Origin of the sequence: Kitasatospora sp. NPDC127060 (assembly GCF_042724935.1) — a bacterium.
In the GTDB taxonomy this organism is placed as follows: Bacteria; Actinomycetota; Actinomycetes; order Streptomycetales; family Streptomycetaceae; genus Kitasatospora.
This window is the reverse complement of sequence record NZ_JBHXEG010000100.1, coordinates 1-21580: the sequence shown is the minus strand read 5'-3', so window position 1 is coordinate 21580 and position 21580 is coordinate 1. Positions and strand designations below refer to the sequence as shown.

Sequence of the window (21580 nt, the reverse complement as noted above, 5' to 3'; positions counted from 1 at the left end):
GGCCTTGACCTCAAGCCGACTTGAGGGCCTAGCGTCGACCGCATGATCTTCACCGACACGGAACGCCGCTACCTCACCGCCCAGCCGCTGGCCCGGCTGGCCACCACCGGACCCGACGGCGGCCCGCAGGTCCGCCCGGTCGGCTTCCGGCTCAATGACGACGGCACCATCGACATCGGCGGGCCCGACATGGCCCGCAGCCGGAAGTACCTCAACGCCCAGGCCCGTCCGGAGGTCTCCGTCCTGGTCGACGACCTGGCCCCGGCCGACGACCCCGTCGCGGCCGGCTGGGGCCGGGGCGTCGAGATCAGGGGCCGGGCCGAGGTACTCGCCGTCGACGTACCACCGGTGGCACCCGGCCGCTTCAGCCATGACATCGTCCGGGTCCACCCCCGCCGGGTCATCACCTGGAACCTGGAGGCGCTCGGAAGCGCCGCCCGTATCGTCGGGTGACGGCGTCAGAGCTCGAACGTCAGAGCTTGAACATCGCGGTGTACGGATGGGTGACGCGTTCCTGGCGTGACCCGAAGTCGACGAGCACCGCGATGTCGCCGTCCCCCTCGACGCCGATGACCCGGCCGAGGCCGAACCCGTCATGGGTGACCCGGTCCCCGACGGCGAAGTGCTTGCGCGGCGCCTCGGTACGGGGCTTGAAGGGGCTGGTGGGCAGGGGGCGACGTCCTGCTGAGAATTTCGTCATTTCATTCAGTATGCGCCGGGAAGCCCTGGCCGCGGACCTTTTCGGCGGCGCGAGTTCGATTTTCCGGAGAATTTCCGTCCTCCCGGCCGGGCCGGCGCCGCCGCATCGCCTCGCTCCCGGGCCCAAGCACCCTGCCCCCGAGGTGAGTTCAGACCCCGCTCCGACCGGTGCGGCCGACCGTCCGGGAGCCCGGCGGAAAACCGCGCGCGGGACGACCCTCCGAAGCGGGGCGCGGCCTGCTACAGTCGACCTAGTTGCAGTAGTGGTTCCCATGAACTTTGTGTGCGCCTGCTGATGTTCTGCAGGCGCATTTTTTGTTCCCCGGCTCTTCCCCGGGGTGGGCGCTCCATGCGGTGACTCGGTGTGCACACCGTGCGCGCCTCGGACAGTCCCTTGAAGGAGATTTTTTAATGGCTAATGGCACCGTGAAGTGGTTCAACTCGGAGAAGGGCTTCGGCTTCATCGAGCAGGAGGGTGGCGGCCCGGACGTCTTCGCCCACTACTCGAACATCAACGCCAACGGCTTCCGCGAGCTGCTTGAGGGCCAGAAGGTCGAGTTCGACGTCACGCAGGGCCAGAAGGGCCCGCAGGCCGAGAACATCCGCCCGCTGTAGTTCATCCGCCACGGCACCCCCTGGCAGTGAGGGGCCCGCACCGCGCACGCGCTCGGTGCGGGCCTCTTCGTTTTCGCGCCACGGCGCCCTGAACGGAAGGTTCCCGCATGACCCGCTCCGGTCACTCCTCGTACCGAGAGGCAGACTTTCGGTCCACCACGGGGGCCCGCTCCGGCGGCAGCTCCTCCCACGGAGACCGGCCGGTCCGCGGCCGCCGCCCCCACGGGCGCGGCGCCGCTCAGGAACCCACCGCGCAGGGCGAGTTCGCCACCCCGGTGAACACCACCCCGGCCCTTCCGGCCGTCGAGTCCTTCGGCGAGCTGGACCTGCCGGAGGCACTGCTCTCGGTGCTGACCCAGCAGGGCGTCACGGCACCGTTCCCCATCCAGGCCGCCACACTGCCGAACTCGCTGGCCGGCCGCGACGTCCTCGGCCGGGGCCGGACCGGCTCCGGCAAGACCATCGCGTACGGCCTGGCCACCCTGGCCCGCACCGCCGGGCGCCGGGCCGAGCCGGGCTGCCCGCTGGCCCTGGTGCTGGTCCCCACCCGCGAGCTCGCGCAGCAGGTCACCGAGGCCCTCACCCCCTACGCCCGCGCCGTACGCCTGCGGATGGCGACCGTGGTCGGCGGGACCTCGATCAGCCGCCAGGCCTGGTTGCTGAACCGGGGGGCGGAGGTCGTGGTGGCCACCCCGGGACGGCTCAAGGACCTGGTCCTGCGCGGCGACTGCCGACTGGACCAGGTCGGCATCACCGTGCTGGACGAGGCCGACCAGATGGCCGACATGGGCTTCCTGCCGCAGGTCACCGACCTCCTGGAGCAGGTCGACGGGGCCGGCCAGACGATGCTGTTCTCCGCCACGCTGGACCGCGGCGTCGAGGGCCTGGTGCGGCGCTTCCTCAAGGACCCGGTCACCCATTCGGTGGACCCGGCCGCGGGAGCGGTCGGCACCATGGAGCACCACGTGCTGCACGTGCGCAACATCGACAAGAGCGCCACGATCGCCCACATCGCGTCCCGCGACGGCCGGGTGATCATGTTCACCGAGACCAAGCAGAGCGCGGACCGTCTGGTGGAGGAACTGCTCGCGAACGGCGTCAAGGCCGCGGCGCTGCACGGCGGCAAGCTCCAGCCGCAGCGCACCCGCACCCTGGAGCAGTTCCGCACCGGCCAGGTCACCGCGCTGATCGCCACCAACGTCGCCGCCCGGGGCATCCACGTCGACGGTCTGGACCTGGTCGTCAACCTGGACCCCCCGGGCGACCACAAGGACTACCTGCACCGGGGCGGGCGCACGGCCCGGGCCGGTGAGTCCGGCACCGTCGTCACGTTGGTGCTGCCCAGCCAGCGCCGCGGGATGGCCCGCATGATGAGCACCGTCGGCATCACCCCGGTCACCACCATGGTCAGCTCCGGTGACGAGGACCTGGCCCGCATCACCGGCGCCCGGGTGCCCACCGGTGTGCCCGTCACCGTCCCCGACCCCGTGGTCGAGCGGCCGCGCCGCGGCCCGGCGACGGGTCGCGGGCACCATGGCGCGCCCCGGCGCGCCGCTCACGCCACGCGCGCGCCCCGCACGCCTCGCGCCGAGTAGCGGCGTCCGGTCCCCAGGCCGGGTCGGCGGTCGGCCGCCGATCCGCCGCGGGACCTCGCAGGACGCGCCCCCGGTAGGACCGTGTAACGCCTTGGAAGGCCCGAGCCAAGTAGAGATGTAAGGCAGTGCTCGTCGTTCCAAGGAGTCACCCGTGTCAGCGGAGCACCAAACAGCACCACCCTCGCGCGACCCGGCGGCGTTCGCCGTGTTCTACCAGCAACAGTTCGACACCGTGCTCGGATTCGTCACCCGGCGCACCTCCAGCGCGCATCTGGCGGCCGATCTGACGGCCGACATCTTCCTGACGGCACTGGAGCAGGCCGACGGTTACGACGCCCGCCGCGGCACGCCCGTCGCCTGGCTGTACGGGATCTCCCGCAACGTCGTGGCCGCGCACTTCCGCGGCAGCGTGCGGGAACGCAACGCGGTGGCCAGGATCGCCGGCCAGCGGATGCTGGACGATCAGGACGTGTCCGCGATCGAGGAACGCATCGACGCGGCGCAGGAGGTCCGCGCGCTGGCCGGACGGCACGCCGCCCTGTCCGAGCCGCTGCGCGCGGTGCTGGACCTGGTGAGCGTCGACGGGCTGACCGTCCGTGACGCGGCCAAGGCACTGGGCATCACCGCGGCCACCGCCCGGGTGCGACTGCACCGGGCCCGCAAGGCACTGCAGAAGGTCGCCCCGGCCACCGACACCGCCAGCGCGTCCGTGAACACCCTCCTGGAGGCCGCCTCGTGAACACGCCCCTGCACTTCCGGCAGCAGCTCGGTGCCGAACTCACCGCCCGGGCCGCGAACCTCCCGACCGCGGGCACCAGGGCCCCGGCCCGCCCGCGCCACACCCGCAGGCTGGTGGCGACCGGCTTCGGGCTCGCCGCCGCGGTCACGGCGGTCGTCCTGCTGCCGCACGACGGCACCGGCCCCGCCACCCCCGCCACCCCCGCGGCGCCCGCACCGCAGACCGGTCCCGCCACCGCCCCGAGCACCGGTGGCAGCCCGGCCGCGGTACAGCTCACCACCGCCTCCTACACGGTGACCCCCAACAAGGACGGCACTGTCTCCGTCCAGCTGATGGGCGCCGAGTGGTCCGGGCTCCAGGGCGCCCTGCGCTCGGTGGGCGTACCCGCACTGGTCATGACGCCCTCGGCCTCCTGCCACACCCCGGTGACCACCGACAGCAGCCGGCTGGACGCGGTGATGTCGCTGGACCCGAAGAACGGCCGCATCGCGATCCTGCACCCGGGCGCGATCCCGCCCGGTGAGAGCCTGCTGGTACTCAACACCGCTCCCCAGGGCTCGCTCCACCCGGGCACCGTCGGCAGCATGGACATCACGCTCACCAAGGAGACGCCGGGCTGCTTCCCGCTCTCCCAGACCAACGTGGTCGGCGTGGGCTGATCCGTCCGACGGCCCACCCGTGACATCGCACGGCTCCCGGCCAGCGGCACCACCGCGGCCGGGAGCCGTGCGGTGTCACCGCAGCGCGGGCGGGCACGACCGGGTCAGGACTTCGGCCTGCTTCCGGTCTGCTCGGACCGCCCGGCAGGGCACGCCCGCAACCGCTGCGCCGTGGCCTGGAGGACGGTCCGGTTCGACCGGGAGGAGCTGTGGCGCCTAGTCGTCCTGACGAACACGGCCTCGGCCCGGCCCACGACGCGAGGCCGTCGCCACCCACCAGCGGCGGACGGCCCGCCCCGGCGCCCGTCATCCTCAGGACGACGTGGTACGAGGTGCCGTGGCCCCCGCCGATGGTTTCGCGGGGACGGACGGGAGCCGGGTCAGCACATCGGTTGCGACCCGGGTCAGCACGCTGTAACGGACCACGCTCAGCGGCCCCAGGCCACCGAGCGCCGCGATCACCTCGTCCGTCGCGTCCCTCCGGTCCCCGGCGCCGGTCCGTAGTGGCGAGACCAGTCCGATGGTCGCGGCCGATGCGATCCGCTCCGGCGACAGGACGTGCAGGCCCGTGTACGTGACGACGGGGACCGCACCGGTCGACGGGACCTCCGCGTCACCGTCGGAGACCAGCAGCAGGTCGCTGGAGCGTGCCACGGCCAGCAGCGCGTGCCGCCGGTCCGACGCGCGGTAGCACCACTGGTCGGGGTGCTGCCCCCGCAGGAGCGGGAACCGGACACGCAACACCGTGAGGATCCGCGCGACGTCCTCGACCGCAGCGCACGGGTACTGGACGAAGGAGAGCCGCTCCGGGTCGGCCGCCAGGAACGCGCGGGCGGCGTCGACGTCACGCACCCGGGCGAGCCCGGTGAAGGCCGCGCCCAGGTGACCGGAGCCGCCGGTCGGCCCGAGCATGACGACCGCGTCCCCCCGTGCCTGGTACTGGCGGACCGCGGCCGCCGTGGCGACCGCCCGCGGGCACCGGTTTCGTTCGGACTCCCGGTCCGGACCGGTCCGGTCCGTGGGCTGGCCCGGGACGACCGGTGGCGAACCACAGGCGGGCGGTGAATCGCAGACGACGAGCCGTCTCGTCCGCAACGTGGCCGACCAGACCCGGACGGCCTCCGCCGCCAGAGCCGCCCGGTGCGCCGGCGCCACCACCGCGATTCCCACGACGCGTCCGTCCAGATCGACGTAGGTCGTGGTGAACAACCGCCCGCCCCGTCCGGTGGGCGGCAGCTTGTCCGTGGGGCTCCCGCAGCTCGGATCCCGGTCCCGTAGCCACCGCGCGACGAGCGGAGCCGCCGGACAGTCCACCGGTCCGCGCGCCGGATGGAGGTACGTCGACAAAACGGTGACGGGCTCACCGGAGCCCATGGCCACGTCCAGTTGCTCGGTCAACCGGGTTCGGTTCACACTGACTCCTTCGTCAGGTCGAGGCGAGGGGGTCCGGCACGTTCCGCGCCCGGTACCGGAGCGCCGGTGCGGGCGGCGTGCGGCGCGCCGGCGCAGTGGCGCCTCCAGTCGTGAACGGCTGTCCGGCGAGGAACCGGCGCTCACGACCGCCCCGCCCGGTCGGCGGCTGCGGGTCCGTTGCCCGGCTTCGAGCACATCGGATCGGCGCCCGGCGATGGACGGGACGAGCGTTCGCAGCGTCGGCCGTGATCCAGGCCGCGCGGCACTGTCGGCCGTGGACACGGTGACCGACAGCCAAGTCGCCCTGCCGGCAGAGCAGGGCGGCATCCTGTTGTTCCATCCCCCCACTGTGGGCACGCGGCGCCGCCGGAACCAACATCTCGGCCCTCCCGGGTGAATCCGGAATACGCATCGCGAAATCCACCTTCCGCACATGTCGCCGACAGTGCGTCAGCCCGGTGGCCGGGAGGTCACGCGCGAAACGTCGGCCGCCGCCGCCTTCTTCCGCCCGTCGGGCCTTCCGCTCCCCTGCGGGACCCGCCGTTCCGCCCCTGGTGGAGGTGCCGCGCTGCCGTCATCCCGGACCGCGCGGATTCACACCCATGGACTACACGTTCCGGACAATCCCATCACGGCGGGCGCAGCGAATGCGAGTGTCTGCCCTGCGCACGGACGCTCCTCGGAGCGGTGACCTCCGGCGCCCGCAACGCCCCTACCCCCGAGAAGGACGCCCACCACCGATGACCGCACGCGCGGAGTTCAGCACCACCGATCCGGACGAGGCCCTGGCCCGCCTGACGGAGCTCTACAACGCCCGCAGCATCCTCCCCACGCTCGGCAGCCGCTTCGGCCTCTCCATGGCCAGGACGGTGGTCGCGGACATCACCCTGCTCAGAGCCAGGTGGACAGGCTCCTTCACCCTCGAGGCCGACCCCTTCAGCCGCTTCCTGATCAGCGCCACCGCGACGGGGGCCTACCACATCACCTGCTCGTCCGCGTCCGGCGAGCAGGTCATCGCACCCGGTGCCCTCAACCTGATCACCGACACCGAGACGCCGCTCACGCTCCGCGTCCGAAAGCGGGCCCTCGCCTGCGCCATCGACGTCCGGCCCGAGGTTCTGCACCGGCACGCCGAACGACTCCTCGACACCGATCTGCGCGGCGCCTGGCGCCCGCGCACGCCCACGCTGTCGGGCGGACCCGCCAGTTCCCTGGCGCGCCTGATCATCGCGACCGCCGACGACGCCAACGGTCCTTCGCCGCTGGCCGCCCACCCCCTCCTACAACCCCTGCTCGCCGAGAGCCTCCTCACCGCGCTGCTCCTGGCCACGGACCACCCCTGGCGCGAACGGCTCGACCGTCCGGTCGGGGTTCCGCGCCCCCGCGCCATTCAGGCGGCGACCGACGCCCTCCGTGCCGACCCCGCGCGCCCGTGGAGCACCTCCGAGCTCGCCGACGAGGTCCGCCTGTCCCCCCGGGCCCTACAGCAGGGCTTCCGCACCCACTGCGGCACCACGCCCACCGCCTACCTGCGCCGCGTCCGACTGGCCCGCGCCCACCAGGACCTCCAGGCCGCCGACCCCGACCTGTGCACGGTCGAACTCGTCGCACGGCGCTGGGGCTTCCAGCACACGGCACGCTTCGCCACCTACTACCGCGAGCAGTTCGGCACCCTTCCGCACACCACCCTGCGCACACGGCGCGCTCACGGGACGCCGGAGCCGGCCGAACCGGTGAGCGGGCGGCCCGCCTACGGCTGCGACTCATAGCCGACGCAGCGCGGCGGCCCGTTGGAGCAGGTGGTCGGCAGTGGGCCGGCGCCGGAACGGGAGCAGGAGCCGGCGCATCCGCACCGTCGCCGCCTGGGCGCGCCACGAACTCAGCAGTGGGTAGACATCGAGGAACTCGTGCCAGGTCTCGCAGGCGGCGTCAAGACGCCCGGCCGCGAGTTGACGCTCGGCCAGCTTGCCGAGCACCAGGGCACGGGAGCGGGCTTCGCTCCGGGGGCGGCCGGCGGCGGAGGTCTTCAGGTGCCTGATCGCGCCCGCGAGGTCGCCGAACTCGGCCTGGACCATGGCTCGCTGGTGGTCCCACGAGGCGCGGTGGTAGTCGCCGACGGGCGGTGCCGGCCCCTCGATGTCCGACAGCAGGTCGTACGCGTCGCGCACGTGGCGCAGGGCCGCCTCCCGGTCCCCGGTGGCAGCCTCGGCGAGTGCCAGCTGCCCCAGCACGGAGGCACGCAACCGGGCGGCGGCCGGATTGACGCGCAGGTCCACGGCGGCCCGGGCGAGGCGCAGGCTCTCCTGCGGATGGTTGAGCTCGTAGGCCTGGGCGGCCATCGCCCGCAGGATCATCACCCGCGCGGCCACGTCGCCTGCCTGGTGGGCCAGGTCCAGCCCCAACCGGTAGTAGTGCCCGGCCAGACCGTTGAGCCCGTCGTCCAGGTGCATGAAGGCGCACAGATAGCTCAGCCTGGAGGCGGCGGCCAACGTCGCCGTACGCCTCACCGGCGGAGCGGGAGCGGACACCATGGCGGCCACGGGGGTGGACAGGAACGCGGCGAGCGCGGTGCGCGCGTACCCTCCGCCTTTCAGGCGGTCCACGACCGAGAAGACCGGGAGCAGCATGGTGAGGACCTCAGGAGCGGCCTCGACCCGGCCGCCGTCGATCTGGAGGATCAGCCCGGCCTGCCCCCCGGCGTCGCCGAACGGCAGGGGAACCGGACCGGCCGGGTCCCCGGAGGCGGGTTCCTGGTAGACGATCAACTCGTCGTTCCGGTCGGGCCGCCGGGATGCCGCCGCCAGGCCCGCGAGCAGCGCGCGCACGTCCGTGGGCGGCTCCTGCGCGCGCCTGCCGCCGAATCCCGCGTCGACCAGGGAGATCCGGCGCCCCAGCCTGCGACTCAGCGCGGCACAGACCAGGTGGGCCACCGGACCGCGGGGTGAGGCTCCGACGAGCCACTGGTGCACCGAGGCGCGCTGGTAGGCCAGGTCGTGCACGCCGGACTCCGCCCCGATCCGGTTGACCGCGCGCGCCAGTTGCGCCCCCGTCCACTGGGCCTCCTGGAGCAGTTCCCGGAGCCGGACGTTCGGTGCACGGTCGGGGACCACGTCGCACGCACCTCCTCGTCGACCCGTGCGAGCCGGGTCGCGCACCACACCTGCGCCGTCTTCCCAACTCCGCACGGTGACCGTCAGATTACTCCCTCCTCCGGCGAAGTGCCTTGGAATTCCCGAAAATTGACGGGCCGGGAGTCTTGACAGGCCGGGCCGCACGAGATCTGCCCCAGCCGCTCCGTCGCCCCCACCATCGAGAGCGGCGGGCGCGCCGTGACGCACGCCTTCGGCAGGAGGTGACACCGCGATGTCCAGCAGACCGGGTGGTACGCCCGCGGGCAGTTCCACCGTCCACATGTTCCCCGGCCAGGGGGACTTCAGCCTGAGACCGCTGCTGCGGGCCCTCCCCGCGGCATCGCTGACGCGTGCGCTGGCCGAGGTCTTCGCGGAGGCCGACGTGGTGGCCGCCGAGTTCGGCGTTGCTCCCATCGGCCCACGGCTGCTCGGCGACCGGCCGCCGACCACCCTGGCGCTGACCGAGGAACCTCCCGGGACAATCCAACTCGCTCTGTTCGGAGTCTCCTTGGCAATCCATCGGGCGTTGGAGTCCGACGGGTTCGGGGCCGACCGACTGCTCGCCGTGAGCTTCGGGGAACTCCCCGCGCTGACCGCCGCGGAGTGCTGCTCGGTCGCCGACGGCGCCCGGCTGGCCTGCCGGCTCGGACAGTTGCTGACCCACCACGGGGGCGGTATGACACTGCTGGACGCGGGGCCCCCGCAGGCCCGCCGACTGCTCGGACTCGCCGGACCGGACGCGGCCTCGGTCGTACTGGCGTGCGTCAATCACGGCGGGGAGACGGTGGTCTCCGGCCCGCTCCCCGGACTCTCCGCCGTGGAGGCCCTGGCCGCCGAGCGGGGCATCCGGGCGCAGCGACTGCGCCTGCCGTTCATGAGCCACCACCCCGGCCTCGCCCGCGAGGCCGGGGTCTTCGCCCACTTCGCGCGGCGGCTGCGACTGTCCGCACCCCGCAGACAGGTGTTCTCCGTGGTCGCGGGCCGGACCTACGACGCGGACAGCGACCTCCCCCGGGCGCTGTCGGCCTGCCTGGTCAGGCCGTTCTCGCTGCCCGCAGTCGTCGGTGCGGGCCTGGCCCGCGGTTCGCTCGCCGTCGAGGCCGGGACCGGCGGCACGCTGGCGAACGCCGTACGGAGGATCGACCCCGACCGACAGACGCTCGCTCCGTTCCCGGACGGCCTGTGGCAGGCGGCCGGACGGCCCCCGGCGCCTCCGTCGGCACCTGGCCCACTGACCACCGGCGGCCCACCGACCGGAACGACCCGAGCGCGGCCCGCGCCGTGCGAGCCCGTTCCGACGTCCGCGAGGAGAGAACCATGAGCGCCGTTCGTCGAGCCCCCGTCATGGACCTCCTGACGCGCCTGTCGCTCCTGTTGCCGCCGGACCGGGCGGCCGGGGTCGCCCGGCTGCTGACGGACGACCGCTCCCGACGCCCGTCGTCGGCGGTGCGGGACACCGGTGCGCACCAGCGCCTGGCCCGACTGGCGGCCCAACTCCCCCCCGCGGCAGACGTGGTGGCCGATGCCGAGCTGCTGGCGGCGCTCGGTGAGGCGACCGCGCTGGCCGACCCGTCGCTGTACCAGACGTTCCTGTCGCACTACATCCTGTGCGTCGGCTCGATCACCCTGCTCGGCGGCGCTGCCGAGGACCTGGCCGACGGGCTCGCACACGCCCGCACCAAGGGCTCGTTCATGGTCACCGAGATCGGCGACGCGGCCAGCCACCTGCGGATCCGCACGGAGGCCCGGTTCGATCCCCGGCGCCGCACGTTCGCCCTGTGCACACCGGACGACCGGGCGGCCAAGTTCTCCTCCGTCGCGGCGACGGGCCTGCCCCAGCAAGCCGTGGTCTGCGCACGCCTGCTGACGGCCGACGGGGACGGCGGCGTGTTCTCCTTCCTGACCGACATCACCGGGGCCGACGGCCGGACCGTACCGGGCGTTTCCGTCTCCGGCCCGGTCGCGATCGACGCACTGCCCCTGCCGTACGGGTTCGTCAGGTTCGAGAGTGTGGACATCCCCTACGACCGCTGGCTGGCGGACGGGGCGTCGATCGATGCCGCCGGTGTGTTGCACGACCCCCGGGGCGGCTCGGATGCCCGCCTCCAGCGGACCCTGGGGTGCGGACAGGCCCTGTGGGCCACGCTGCCGTCCGCGATGGCCGGCCTGGCCGGACGCAGCGCGGCGATGGCCTGGCGGTTCAGCGCGAACCGGCGCAGCCACGGCCGCCTGGCCCCCGGCCGGCCGGTGCTGGACTACAGCACCCAGCGGCATGCCGTCATCGGAGCCCTGGCCTCGGCATTCACCTTGCGGTGCGGCGCACGAACGGCGCTGTCCGAATGGGAGGCCCTGCGCGACCGGGAACAGCCCGACGGGCCGGGCGGCGCGATGACCTTCGCCCCCTGGGCGGCCGTCGACCGGGCCCTGGCGCTGCGCAAGGTGTTCAGCACACGCGCCGTCGCCACGATGATCGACTCCCTGCAACACCGTTGCGGCGTCTCGGGGTTCTTCGCGGACAACCGGCTCTCCGACTATCTGGGACTGGCCCGGGCCTTCGACAACGCGGGCGGCGACAACACCCTGATCCTCCTGGACACGGGCCGCGCCCTGGCCGAGGAGTACGCAGGTTCCGGCCGACGGCGCCACGCCTCCCCGGCCGACCTGCCCGCGCCCACGGACACCGGCTGGTGGCCGACCGTCGTCGCCGCGCTGCAGGATCGGCTGGCCTGCGACCTGGCACTCTCCTGGTCGCTGCGCCACCGGGCCGGGCTGCGCGACCTCGAACTCTGGAACCCCCTGCTGGAGGACGCCCTCCAGACGGGTGAGGTCCACGCCTGCCGGCTCGCGGCCGACGCCGCGTCGGCCTCCGTGACCGGCGGTGCCCCCTCGTGGGCGGTTCCCGGTGCGGCCGACCTCGCCGCGCTCGACGGACTGTGCCAGGCCCGCCGACTGTCCGGCCCGCTACTGGCGTCGGGGGTCCTCACCCCCGCCGACGTGCGCAGCCTTCCGGAGGCCGTGGACACCTTGTGCGACCGGCTCTCGCCGACGCTCGCGGACATCGCGGCGGCCCTCGATCCGGGTGCTCCGATCGCCCGTGGCGGCCTGGACGAGGGTGACTACGCGGCCGGGCTGCTGGCCCGTCCCCGTGCCGACGGCTCCGTCCGACTGGGGCGGACACCGTGAATCGGCTCCTTCCGTCGAACCAGGAGGACCCCGTGAGTCCCACCAGCACGACTCCCACCCCCGTGATCGGCGTCCTGGGCATGGGCACCCACCTGCCGACCCGGGTCCGTGGCAACGACGAGGTCGGCCCGCTCGCCGGAGTCTCGGCCGAGTGGATCACCGAGCGCACCGGTGTGCTGAGACGGCACGTCGCGGCACCCGACGAGGCCGCCTCCGACCTGGCGACGGTCGCCGTGCTGTCCGCCTGCGAGGCGGCCGGCATCCGCCCGGAGCAGCTCGACCTCCTCGTCCTGGCGACCTCGACCCCCGACGAACTGGGGCCGGCCACCGCCTGCCGCGTCCAGGCGCTGGCCGGAGCCGTGAACGCGGTCGCGCTCGACGTCAGCGCGGCCTGCTCCGGCTGGCTGTTCGCCGCCAAGGTCGCCCACGGCTGGCTGTCCACGACCCCCGGCAGCCGGTACGCGGCGGTGGTCGGCGTCGAGGCGTACTCGAAGTTCGTCGACCCCACCCACCGGGGCACCGCCGTGCTCTTCGCCGACGGCGCCGCGGGGGCCGTCCTCGGCCCAGTGGCCGACGGGGGCTTCCACGGCTTCCGCCTCGGCTCCGACGGACGGGGCGCCCACCACGTGCTGATTCCCGGGGGCGGCAGCCGCATCCCCGCCGACACGGCGAGCCTGGAAGCCGGTCTGCACCACATCCACATGGACGGGCGCGTCGTTCGGGACTTCATCGCCGATGTCTTCCCCCGGTTGGTCGACCAGTGCCTCACGGACAACGGCCTGGCCCTCCAGGACCTCGACGCGGTCATCACGCACCAGCCCAATCCGCTGCTGCTGCGGACCATCGCCGACCGGATCGGCATCCCCTCCGGCCGACTCCACATCACCGGAGACCGCACGGGCAACATCGGCGCGGCGTCCGCCCCTTTCGCCCTGGCCGACGCGGCTGCCCAAGGCCTCCTGCACACCGGTGCACGCGTCCTGCTGTGCGTCTTCGGCGCCGGCCTGACCTGGGGCAGCGCCCTGCTCACCTGGACCGGCGCACCCTGTCACCACGCACCCCGGGCCGGTTCCCCGGCACCGCACAGTCCTGACCACCACCAGTGACCGGAGGTACTCCCATGACGATCTCTGACCACTTCCGGCTCGACGGCCGCCGCGCGCTGGTGACCGGTGCATCCCGCGGCATCGGCCGGGCCGTGGCCGTCGCGCTCGCCCAGGCCGGTGCGCGGCTCGCCCTCTCGGCCCGTACCGAGCCCGCCCTCAAGGACACCGCCGAGCTGGTGGCCCACCACGGCCACACCCCCGTGCTGGTGCCCGGTGACCTCGCCGACAGCGCGCAGGCAGCCGTGGTCGACCGGGCCGCCGAGGCCCTGGGCGGCCTGGACGTCGTCGTCCACAACGCGGGGATCCTGCCCACCCGGCCCGACGGCAGCACGCTCCTGGCCCCGCTGCAGCACCTCCCGCAACCGGTCTGGGACCACGTGGTCGCGGTCAACCTGAACGCCACCGCCGCGATCAGCCGCCACGCCCACGCCCACCTGGCCCGGTCCGACAGCGCGAGCCTCGTCCTGACGTCCTCCGTGGCCGGCCTCGTGGGCACGCCCATGATGGAGGCCTACGCGGCGACCAAGGCGGCCCAGGTCTCGCTCGCCCGCAGCCTCGCCGTCGGGTGGGCCCGCTCCGGCATCCGGGTCAACGCCCTGTGCCCCGGCTGGGTCCGCACCGACATGACGGCCGCGGTCCACTCCGACCCCGGACTCACCGCCTGGCTACTGGCCCACGTCCCCCTGGGACGGTGGGCCGAGCCCGAGGAGGTCGCCTGCGCCGCGCTGTTCCTGGCCTCCCCCGCCTCGTCCTTCCTGACCGGGCAGGCGCTCGTGCTGGACGGTGGCCTCTCGGTGCCCGACGGGGGTCTGGCGGGCATCCCCAAGCCGCCCTCACCGTTCGCCGCGACATGACCGCCCCGTCTGCCCGCCGCCGCGGCCGCACCGCGGTGATCGCCGGTCTCGGTGTCTGTCTCCCGCCGCGAGTGCTGACCAACGCACAGGTCATCGGCCGAGGCGGCCTGGACACCACCGACGCCTGGATCACCAGCCGGACCGGCATCCATCGGCGCCACCTGGCCGGACCCGGCACGAGCGCCGGTGACCTGGCGACGGCTGCGGCCCTCGCCGCGATCGACGCCACCGCCGGGCGGGAACGGCCGGACCTGCTGGTCCTGGCCACCACGACGCCCGACCGCCCCTGCCCGGCCACCGCACCGGAGGTCGCCCACCGCCTCGACCTCGGACCGATCCCGGCGTTCGACCTCGCGGCGGTCTGTTCCGGGTTCCTCTACGCACTGACCACGGCGAGCGCCCTGCTGCGCAGTGGTACCTGCCGGACGCCCCTGGTGGTCGCCGCCGAGAAGTACTCGGCGATCGTCGACCCGCTGGACCGCGACACCGCACCCTTGTTCGGCGACGCCGCCGCCGCAGTCGTCCTGCGGTCCGGACACACCACCGAGCCCGGGGCGGTGCTGGACACCGACTGGGGCAGCGACGGGGGCGGAAGCACCCTCATCACCGTCGCCGCGGGCGGTTCCCGGCGGCCGGACACCACGGACCTCGGCCGCGACGACCGGTACTTCCGCATGCGCGGACGCGAGGTCTACGCCCACGCCGTGCGCCGCATGACCGCCTCCTCCGGGGCCGTCCTCACCGCGTCCGGCTGGCAGCCGCACGAAGTCCGGGCCTTCATCGGCCACCAGGCCAACCAGCGCATCCTGGACGCCGTCGCCGACCGCGTCGGCATCCCCCCGCAGCACCGTTTCGGCAACATCCGCGACGTCGGCAACACCGCGGGCGCCTCGGTCCCGCTCGCCCTCGCCGACGCGGTCCTCCGGGGCGTACGTCCCCCGGGCGCGCCGACCCTGCTCACGGCTTTCGGCGGTGGCCTCACCTGGGCGTCCGCGACGCTGCTCTGGCCCGATGCACCCGTACGCACGGCCCCACCACAATCCCGCACCCCACTCAACGACCACGAGGAGGTCTGCACACCGTGAACGCCGTCCGCACGCACCTGATCACCCTGCTCACCGAGAAGTTCGACACACCGCCCGAGGCCATCACGGACAGCACCCCGCTGCAGGACCTCGACCTCGACTCGCTCGCCCGGGTCGAACTGGTCGTCAGCCTCCAGGACCACTGGGGGGTCGCGCTGGACGACGACCTCGACTCCGCCGCCGACGTGACCGTGGCGCACCTGGTCGACCGGATCGGCGACCTCCTGTCCGGGGCCGCCGGGCAACCGGGAGCGGCCGAATGAGCGGACCGTACCCGCCGCTGGCCGTCACCGGCATCGGCCTGGTCACCCCGGCCGGATGCGGGGCCGAGCGGACCTGGCGGGGCGTCCTCGACGGACGCCCCGCCGCGGCGCCCGACCCCGAGCTCGCCGGACTGCCCGTGGTCCTGTCCTGCCGCGTGCCAGGCGACCAAGCGGTGCTCGGCGGCGGCCGACAGCCCTGGCGCCTGGACCGGGCCACCCATCTCGCCCTCGCCGCCGCGCGCGAGGCCGTCGACGACGCCGGCCTCGAACCCGCGCGGTGGGACCCCTCGCGGGTCGCCGTCGTCCTCGGCTCCGCGGCCGGCGGGGTGGGCAGCTACGAGCGGGCCGTCGAACGGCTGCTCACCCGCGGCTCCTCCGCCGTCTCCGCACTCGCGCTTCCGGCGTTCCTGCCCAACATGGCGGCCGGACAGATCGCCATGGACCTGCACGTGACCGGACCGGTGATGCACACCGCCACCGCGTGCGCCTCCGGCGCGACGGCCGTCCACACCGCGGCACTCCTGCTCCGGGCGGGAGCCTGCGACATCGCCCTGGCCGGCGGTGCCGACGCCATGGTCACACCGGTTTGCGTGGCCGGCTTCGCCCGCATGAGGGCCCTTTCCCGCAACCCCGACCCGGTCTGCGCCTCCCGCCCCTTCGACGCCTCCCGCGACGGGTTCGTCATCGGCGAAGGCGCCGGTTTCCTCGTCCTGGAGCGCCGTGCCGACGCCGACGCGCGCCTCGCGACGCCGAGGGCCCTGCTCGTCGGCACCGGGACCGCCGCGGACGCGCACCACCCCGTCGCGCCGCACCCCGACGCCCTCGGCCTGGAGGTGGCCGCCCGGCTCGCCCTGGCCGAGGCCGGCGTCGGCCTCGACGACGTCGACCACGTCAACGCGCACGGCACCGGCACTCCACTCAACGACAGCGCCGAGGCCCGTCTGATCGACCGCTTGTTCAGCCGACGCCCGCCCACCGTCACCTCCGCCAAGGGCGTGCTCGGCCACACCATGGGTGCGGCCGGAGCCATCGAGGCAGCCCTGACCGTGCTCACGGCTCAGCACCAACTCGTCCCCCCGACCGCCGGATTCACCGAACCGGACGAGGAGACCCGTCGGATCGACCTCGTCCACGACGGCCCTCGCCGACAGCCGATACGCCTCGCACTCAGCACCTCGGCCGGCTTCGGGGGCCACAACACCGTCCTGGCCTTCTCACCGGTGCTGACTCCCCGCCCGACCGCCCGGTGACCTGGCTCCGGATGCCCTCGTGGAGCAGGCACGCCTCCGGAGTCGCCGCTGCGAGACCATCGGAACCGAGGACGAGCCGGAGCGGTCAACCACGGGTGCGGGCGAGGTGACCCTCACGGCGGAACCCACACTCGCGCCTCCTCGAAACCGCCGCCGACTGACGAGGCCCCGAAGTCCTAAGGGATGTCCCGCAGTCGATCTCCGGGCTCAGCGTCGGTGGGGTAGTTGAGCGCCGGCGTCCACCCCTCGGACCAGGTGGTCTACGGGAGGGCGTTCTTGCCATGATCGCGTGGTGAACGATGAACAGCGCATACACCCCTCGAAGGTGGCCGACGACCGTGTGTCGCTCACCTCGTTCCTCGACTACCAGCGGGCTACCCTGGCCATGAAGTGCGCGGGTCTGACCAGTGAACAGCTGAAGCAGAAGGCGATCCCGACCTCAGGACTCACGCTCCTGGGCCTGGTGCGCCACGCGGCTTCTGTCGAGCGGAGCTGGTTCCGCTGGATCATGAACTCCGAGGATGTCAAGACTCCTTGGCCCGGCGAGGTCGAGGGCACGTTCGCTGAGTTCAACGTCGAGGACGCCGACGTTGACGAGGCGTTCGGAGTCTGGCGCGAGGAGTGCGTTCGTGCCCGCGCCGTCGCTTCCTCCTTCGATTCCCTCGATGACACCGTCAGCTTCCGCGACGAGGCCATTTCGCTCCGCTACGTCCTCACTCACATGATCGAGGAGTACGCGCGTCACAACGGCCATGCAGACCTCCTGCGCGAAGCGATCGATGGAGCCGTCGGCGAGTAGAGGGAGGGGAGAGCGTTTCGGGCCGACGGGCAACACGAGATGACCGCATCATGGTTGCGGTGATCACTGCGTCGGAGTCCTCCTAATCCGTTGTTAACGGGCAGCCGCGAGAGGCATGGATCTTGCGGGGCTGTTCGAGTGGCCAGCGTACGCCGCAGTGACGGCGGGGCGGGCGCCGAGCGGATGCCTTCCGGATTCCGGGCACTGATGCCTACATCAAGATCGGAACCCTCGGCGCCTCCCCGGCCGCCACGGTGATCGTCGCGGCCACATATTGTGCCGAACACACGCCTTCCAAGGGCCTGCCCCCGATGCCTCTTTACAGAGCGGCGGCGTTCGGCACCCCTCCAGCACGACACAGCCCATGCAGGTGGTGGCGCTCTCGCAGACGCCGAGCGGACGTCCGAAATCGTCCAGGGACTTGATCCCTGTATCCAGAGCGGTGCCGCTCGGCGTCCGCGAGGCCGCCACCAACGTCAACACCGAACGCTTCACCACTCGTTGGTGTTGGTGGCGCGAGCCCGCCGCACGGTGACTTCTCCAACGTCGCGAGCTGTCCGAGCTCCCGAGATAGACCGAGGCCCGTGGGGTGCGCTGGTGCCACGAACGGCTACTGAGGTGGCGGACCGGCCTTCGCACCGAGTCCTGAGATTAGGTCGCCGCGTGGCCCGCATGCGCTCGTGACCAGCGCAAATACCCGCGCCCTGGGGAGGGACAACTTGATCTACTGCGGCATCGACTGAGCCGAACGGACACACGACGTCGCCCTGGTCGACGACACCGGCCAGCTCCTGGCCAAACGGCACATCACCGACGACGCGGCCGGCTACAAACTGCTGCTGGACCTGCTCGCCGAGTACGGCGACACCGAGCAGACCCCGATCCCGGTCGTGATCGAGACCTCCCGCGGCCTGCTGGTGGCAGTCCTGCGAACCGGCAGGCGGAAGGTGTTCGCGATCAACCCGATGGCCGCCGCCCGCTACCGCGACCGGCACAGCGTCTCCCGCAAGAAGTCCGACCCCGGCGACGCTCTCGTGCTCGCGAACATCCTGCGCACCGACATGCACGCCCACCGGCCCCTACCTGACGACAGCGACCTGGCCCGCGCCATCGCGGTCCTCGCCCGCGCCCAGCAGGACGCGACCTGGAACCGCCAGCAGATCGCCAACCAGCTCCGCTCCCTGCTCCGCGAGTACTACCCGGCTGCCCTGGCCGCCTTCGAACCGTGGAAGAACGGCCTGTGCCGACCGGAGGCCCACGAACTCCTGAAGGCGGCGCCGACCCCGGCACGGGCCGCGCACCTCACCCACGCACAGCTGCAGGCCGCGCTGAAGCACGCCGGCCGCAAGCGCGGCATCGAGGCCGCGGCCGACCGGCTCCGCGAAGTGTTCCGCGCCGACTTCGCCCACCAGCCCCCGCTGGTCGAGGACGCGCTCGGCAAGCAGATGCTCGCCGTCCTGGGCCAGCTGGAGGCCGCGTCGAAGGCCGCCGACGACCTCGCCCAAGCGGTGGACGAAGCCTTCCCCCAGCACCCGGACGCGGAAGTCATCCTCAGCTTTCCCGGTTTCGGCAACCAGCTCGGCGCGCGGGTCCTCGCCGAACTCGGCGACGACCGCAACCGCTTCGCCGACGCCCGCGGCCTCAAGGCATACGCCGGCGCCTCGCCCGTCACCCGGGCGTCCGGAAAGAAGTCCAGCATCACCCGACGGTGGGTGAAGAACGACCGCCTGACCACGCCGGCTACCTCTGGGCGTTCTCTGCCATCACCGCCTCGCCCGGCGCCAAGGCACACTACTGGCACGCCGCCGCCCAGCGAAACCTCTTCAACCGCATGATCGGACAGCTCTACCACTGCCTCCGACGCAACAAGGCCTATGACGAAGCCGTGGCCTTCCCAGAAGGATTCGCCGCGCAAGCAGCAGCGGCCTGATGCGTCGGAGTCGGCTACCGGACGACACGGATGTCTGGCAGTGCCAAGACGTCCATACCTTCCTGGACCAAAACTCGCTGCGCGAGCTCGCGCGCATTGGTCCACCCTGGATCGCTGTCCAGTGCCGCCGTTGCCCACCGGTTCGGGGATTCGTCGAGGGTCATCCGCTCGAAGATCGAATCAATCGCCCGCAGGTCAGGCAGCGCGTCATGGCTGAGGAGTCCGCCCTCCACAAGGTCCTCGGCCATGCGAAAAGCGTGATCGAAGTCAAGGGCGATCTCGTCCGTCACAACACCATGCTTCTTCAGCCAGGCAGCCTGACTCGGCGCAGGTGCTGCCACGACAGTGAGTGCCTCCATCAGCAGGCGACGGTGCCACGAAGCTTCAGCAGTCTCCACATCTAGATCATCCCACTCGCCCACTCGGCAGCAGCCCTGTTTGTTCGACCCCACTCAGCAACGAACTTGACGCGCTGTCCGCCTGAGGTGTCTGGACAGCCCCGTTCACCGGGCTGAGCCCGCACGACTTCCGCAAGCCGATGACACTGCCCCGCCAAGAGGGCGCTGACACCGTGCGGCAGGGCCGGCCCTGGAGTCTGCCGTTGGAGGACGGGGTTCTGCTGGTCGCGGCCTCCTGGCGGACCAACCTGACGCTACGGCAGCTCGCGCCGCTGTTCGGCGTGTCCAAGTCGGCGGCCGACCGCATCATCGACCACGTTGGCCCCCTGCTCGCGCTCAAGCCCCGGCGACGGTTCCGCAAGGACACCGTGCTGATCGTCGACGGCACCCTCGTCCCCACCCGCAACCACACCATCGCGGAGAAGTCGAAGAACTACAGGTACTCCACCAACCATCAGGTCCTCGTCGACGCCCACACCCGACCGCGAGCGGAAATAGGATCGCCACGAGTGGAGTTGGTGAGGGGAGTTTGCCGTTTCAGGAGGGGTCATGCGAGCGATTCAGATGTCCGAAGTGGGCGGTCCCGAGGTGCTGCGGCTGGTCGATATCGATCAACCGGCGCCGGGCCCGGGCCAAGCGGTCGTGGAGGTCGCCGCATCCGGGGTCAACTTCCTCGACGTCTACCACCGCGAAGGCCGCTACAGCCTCCCGCTGCCCTTCACCCCGGGTGCTGAGGGCGCCGGCACGGTCGTCGAAGTCGGACCCGGCGTCGCTGACGTCGCAGTCGGGGACCGGGTCGGTTGGGTGGAGATTCCCGGCACGTACGCCGAGCGGGCCGTCGTGGACTCCTCCCGACTGGTGCCGCTGCCCGACGATATCGGCTTCGAGACAGCCGCCGCCGCGCTCCTCCAAGGCATGACCGCGCACTATCTCGTCAAGGACGCCTACCCGGTCCAGGGGGGCGACACGGTGCTCGTGCACGCGGCCGCCGGCGGCATGGGGCTGCTTCTGACCCAGCTCATCACCCATCTCGGCGGGAGGGTGATCGGCACGACGTCGACCACGGCGAAGGCCGAGCTGGCGAAGCGCGCCGGGGCCGCTGAGGTGATCCTCTACTCCGCGGTCGACGACCTCGCAACCGAGGTGAGGCGGCTCAACGGCGGTCAGGGACTGCCGGTTGTCTTCGACGGCGTCGGCGCGCACACCTTCGATGCGAGCCTCGCCAGCCTGCGAGCCCGCGGCCATCTCGTGCTCTTCGGCGCGGCGAGTGGTGCCGTGCCGCCGTTCGATCCGATTCGGCTCGCCCACGGCGGTTCGCTGACCCTGATCCGGCCCAGCCTCGGGGACTTCATCGCCGATCGGTCCGAACTGCTCCGACGGGCCGCCGATGTGTTCGAGTGGGTGCGCTCCAAGGCGCTTGAGGTCACCGTAACGGGCCGCTACGCACTGTCCGAGGCCGCCCAGGCCCACAGCGATCTGGAGGCTCGGCGTACCACCGGCAAGCTGCTCGTCGTACCCGGTGCGGCCGCCATTGGACGCCGGGAGGAGACGCGCAGCTGATCGTGGGTGACGAGGTCGGGGATCTTGGAGACTGAGATGTCGAGGGCGAGGACGCCGAGCGGGGTGCCGGCCGGGCGGGCGACGATGAGCTGGGCGACCGGCGGCGGTGGCGTGACATGCTTGGAGACCTCGTAGCGGCCCTTCGTCAGGAGCCACAGGCGGCGCCGAGCCGCAGGAGCGCTGCCCCCGTTACTCGCCCGCCCCGGCGCCCCCGGCCAGTGCCCGCTGTCGGTGTTCGCGGGGTGAGAGCCCGTAGGCGGCGCGGAAGGCGCGGCTGAAGTCGTCGGCGCGGGGCAGGCCC

General features: G+C 72.5%; 20 protein-coding genes and 2 pseudogenes. 17 read left to right on the top strand and 5 right to left on the bottom strand.

Annotated features, from left to right (window positions below; genetic code table 11):
- Positions 1-42: 42 nt before the first annotated feature.
- Positions 43-453 (top strand): PPOX class F420-dependent oxidoreductase, encoded by a 411-nt coding sequence (locus tag ACFWIS_RS35820; RefSeq protein WP_380462104.1) that lies wholly within the window; start codon positions 43-45, stop codon positions 451-453.
- 19 nt (positions 454-472) lie between these two features.
- Here ACFWIS_RS35820 and ACFWIS_RS35815 read toward each other — a convergent pair whose 3' ends face one another.
- On the bottom strand, positions 473-700 hold the full coding sequence (locus tag ACFWIS_RS35815; protein WP_380462103.1) for a hypothetical protein: 228 nt from the start codon (positions 698-700) through the stop codon (positions 473-475).
- 410 nt (positions 701-1110) lie between these two features.
- On the opposite strand from ACFWIS_RS35815, the gene ACFWIS_RS35810 reads away from it, so the two are divergent.
- The 4 genes from ACFWIS_RS35810 (at position 1111) to ACFWIS_RS35795 (ending at position 4307) form a co-directional block, all read left to right on the top strand.
- Positions 1111-1314 (top strand): cold-shock protein, encoded by a 204-nt coding sequence (locus tag ACFWIS_RS35810; RefSeq protein ID WP_045694210.1) that lies wholly within the window; start codon positions 1111-1113, stop codon positions 1312-1314.
- A gap of 107 nt (positions 1315-1421) precedes the next feature.
- Positions 1422-2909: a DEAD/DEAH box helicase gene (locus tag ACFWIS_RS35805; protein WP_380462101.1), complete on the top strand. Its 1488-nt coding sequence runs from the start codon at positions 1422-1424 to the stop codon at positions 2907-2909.
- 151 nt (positions 2910-3060) lie between these two features.
- On the top strand, positions 3061-3648 hold the full coding sequence (locus ACFWIS_RS35800) for an RNA polymerase sigma factor (RefSeq protein WP_380462099.1): 588 nt from the start codon (positions 3061-3063) through the stop codon (positions 3646-3648).
- Positions 3645-4307: a hypothetical protein gene (locus ACFWIS_RS35795; RefSeq protein ID WP_380462098.1), complete on the top strand. Its 663-nt coding sequence runs from the start codon at positions 3645-3647 to the stop codon at positions 4305-4307. The genes ACFWIS_RS35800 and ACFWIS_RS35795 overlap by 4 nt, the downstream gene beginning before the upstream one ends.
- Positions 4308-4619: 312 nt before the next feature.
- Here the strand turns inward: ACFWIS_RS35795 and ACFWIS_RS35790 are convergent, their stop codons facing one another.
- On the bottom strand, positions 4620-5219 hold the full coding sequence (locus tag ACFWIS_RS35790) for a hypothetical protein (protein WP_380462097.1): 600 nt from the start codon (positions 5217-5219) through the stop codon (positions 4620-4622).
- A gap of 1241 nt (positions 5220-6460) precedes the next feature.
- Between ACFWIS_RS35790 and ACFWIS_RS35785 the strand changes: the two genes are divergently transcribed.
- Positions 6461-7489, top strand: a complete 1029-nt coding sequence (locus tag ACFWIS_RS35785; protein WP_380462096.1) for a helix-turn-helix transcriptional regulator — start codon at positions 6461-6463, stop codon at positions 7487-7489.
- Here the strand turns inward: ACFWIS_RS35785 and ACFWIS_RS35780 are convergent.
- Complete coding sequence (locus ACFWIS_RS35780) at positions 7484-8830, bottom strand: tol-pal system YbgF family protein (protein ID WP_380462095.1); 1347 nt, start codon at positions 8828-8830, stop codon at positions 7484-7486. The two genes, ACFWIS_RS35785 and ACFWIS_RS35780, sit on opposite strands and share 6 nt — an antisense overlap.
- Positions 8831-9083: 253 nt before the next feature.
- On the opposite strand from ACFWIS_RS35780, the gene ACFWIS_RS35775 reads away from it, so the two are divergent.
- From ACFWIS_RS35775 to ACFWIS_RS35735, 9 genes and pseudogenes are all read left to right on the top strand, one after another.
- Positions 9084-10172: an ACP S-malonyltransferase gene (locus tag ACFWIS_RS35775; protein ID WP_380462093.1), complete on the top strand. Its 1089-nt coding sequence runs from the start codon at positions 9084-9086 to the stop codon at positions 10170-10172.
- Positions 10169-12034, top strand: coding sequence for a hypothetical protein (locus ACFWIS_RS35770; RefSeq protein ID WP_380462092.1), 1866 nt, complete (start codon positions 10169-10171; stop codon positions 12032-12034). Before ACFWIS_RS35775 ends, ACFWIS_RS35770 begins: the two co-directional genes overlap by 4 nt.
- 32 nt (positions 12035-12066) lie before the next feature.
- Positions 12067-13140: a 3-oxoacyl-ACP synthase III family protein gene (locus ACFWIS_RS35765; RefSeq protein WP_380462090.1), complete on the top strand. Its 1074-nt coding sequence runs from the start codon at positions 12067-12069 to the stop codon at positions 13138-13140.
- Positions 13141-13154: 14 nt separating this feature from the next.
- The gene (locus tag ACFWIS_RS35760) at positions 13155-13994 is read left to right on the top strand and encodes an SDR family NAD(P)-dependent oxidoreductase (protein ID WP_380462089.1); all 840 of its coding nucleotides are present in this window, start codon (positions 13155-13157) and stop codon (positions 13992-13994) included.
- Positions 13991-15079 (top strand): beta-ketoacyl-ACP synthase 3, encoded by a 1089-nt coding sequence (locus ACFWIS_RS35755; RefSeq protein WP_380462088.1) that lies wholly within the window; start codon positions 13991-13993, stop codon positions 15077-15079. Before ACFWIS_RS35760 ends, ACFWIS_RS35755 begins: the two co-directional genes overlap by 4 nt.
- The gene (locus ACFWIS_RS35750) at positions 15076-15342 is read left to right on the top strand and encodes an acyl carrier protein (RefSeq protein WP_380462087.1); all 267 of its coding nucleotides are present in this window, start codon (positions 15076-15078) and stop codon (positions 15340-15342) included. The genes ACFWIS_RS35755 and ACFWIS_RS35750 overlap by 4 nt, the downstream gene beginning before the upstream one ends.
- Positions 15339-16592, top strand: coding sequence for a beta-ketoacyl-[acyl-carrier-protein] synthase family protein (locus ACFWIS_RS35745; RefSeq protein ID WP_380462086.1), 1254 nt, complete (start codon positions 15339-15341; stop codon positions 16590-16592). Before ACFWIS_RS35750 ends, ACFWIS_RS35745 begins: the two co-directional genes overlap by 4 nt.
- 292 nt (positions 16593-16884) lie before the next feature.
- Complete coding sequence (locus ACFWIS_RS35740; RefSeq protein WP_380462085.1) at positions 16885-17391, top strand: DinB family protein; 507 nt, start codon at positions 16885-16887, stop codon at positions 17389-17391.
- Positions 17392-18158: 767 nt separating this feature from the next.
- Positions 18159-19321, top strand: a pseudogene (locus ACFWIS_RS35735) (IS110 family transposase).
- Positions 19322-19335: 14 nt separating this feature from the next.
- On the opposite strand, the gene ACFWIS_RS35730 reads toward ACFWIS_RS35735, so the two are convergent.
- Positions 19336-19719, bottom strand: coding sequence for a hypothetical protein (locus tag ACFWIS_RS35730; RefSeq protein WP_380462083.1), 384 nt, complete (start codon positions 19717-19719; stop codon positions 19336-19338).
- 113 nt (positions 19720-19832) lie between these two features.
- Here ACFWIS_RS35730 and ACFWIS_RS35725 point away from each other — a divergent pair.
- Positions 19833-20202: pseudogene (locus ACFWIS_RS35725) on the top strand (transposase family protein); the annotation flags it as partial.
- Positions 20203-20268: 66 nt separating this feature from the next.
- Positions 20269-21279, top strand: a complete 1011-nt coding sequence (locus tag ACFWIS_RS35720; RefSeq protein WP_380462081.1) for a quinone oxidoreductase family protein — start codon at positions 20269-20271, stop codon at positions 21277-21279.
- Positions 21280-21468: 189 nt separating this feature from the next.
- On the opposite strand, the gene ACFWIS_RS35715 is transcribed toward ACFWIS_RS35720, so the two are convergent.
- Positions 21469-21580: helix-turn-helix transcriptional regulator (locus tag ACFWIS_RS35715; RefSeq protein ID WP_380462109.1), on the bottom strand; the 112-nt coding region annotated here is incomplete at its 5' end.